Origin of the sequence: Pedobacter sp. BG31, from assembly GCF_042464845.1 — a bacterium.
Taxonomy (GTDB): domain Bacteria; phylum Bacteroidota; class Bacteroidia; order Sphingobacteriales; family Sphingobacteriaceae; genus Pedobacter; species Pedobacter suwonensis.
The window spans coordinates 1-627 of sequence record NZ_JBHNZK010000053.1; the positions used below are offsets into that span (position 1 = coordinate 1).

A 627-nucleotide genomic window follows, 5' to 3' on the forward strand; every position below is an offset into this window, starting at 1 on the left:
TAGGTATCCTTGAGCTTGCTCAGCATTTGGGCAATGTCTCGCAAGCCTGCAAGGTAATGGGTTATTCACGCGATAGCTTTTATCGTTTCAAAGAACTTTACGAACAGGGCGGAGAGCTTGCCCTTCAGGAAATCAGCAGAAGAAAGCCCATTCTCAAAAACCGTGTTGAAGCGCATATTGAGAAAGCTGTTGTGGCAATGGCTATAGATCAGCCAGCCTTAGGCCAACTCCGGGTATCTAACGAACTTAAAAGACAGGGCATTCTGGTATCACCTGGCGGAGTCCGAAGTATTTGGCTCCGCCACGATCTTCACACCTTTCAACTCCGTTTAAAGGCATTGGAAGCTAAGTCCGCACAGGAAGGATTGGTCTTAACCGAAGCTCAGGTCGTAGCTCTGGAAAAGGCTAAAGAGGAAAAGAAAGCACATGGTGAAATAGAAACCCATCACCCTGGTTACCTTGGTGCACAGGACACTTACTATGTCGGTAACATCAAAGGCGTAGGTCATATTTATCAGCAAACATTTATTGATACTTATGCTAAAGTTGCCTTTACCAAGCTATATGACCGCAAGAATGCATTGGTGGCAGCAGAGATGCTTAATGATAAAGTGGTGCCGTTTTATG

The 627-nt window shown here is 45.5% G+C and carries 1 protein-coding gene; it reads left to right on the top strand.

Annotated elements, in window-relative coordinates; translation table 11 throughout:
• The coding region (locus tag ACFE6N_RS23525; protein ID WP_378940376.1) for a helix-turn-helix domain-containing protein at positions 1–627 on the top strand (627 nt) is incomplete at both ends.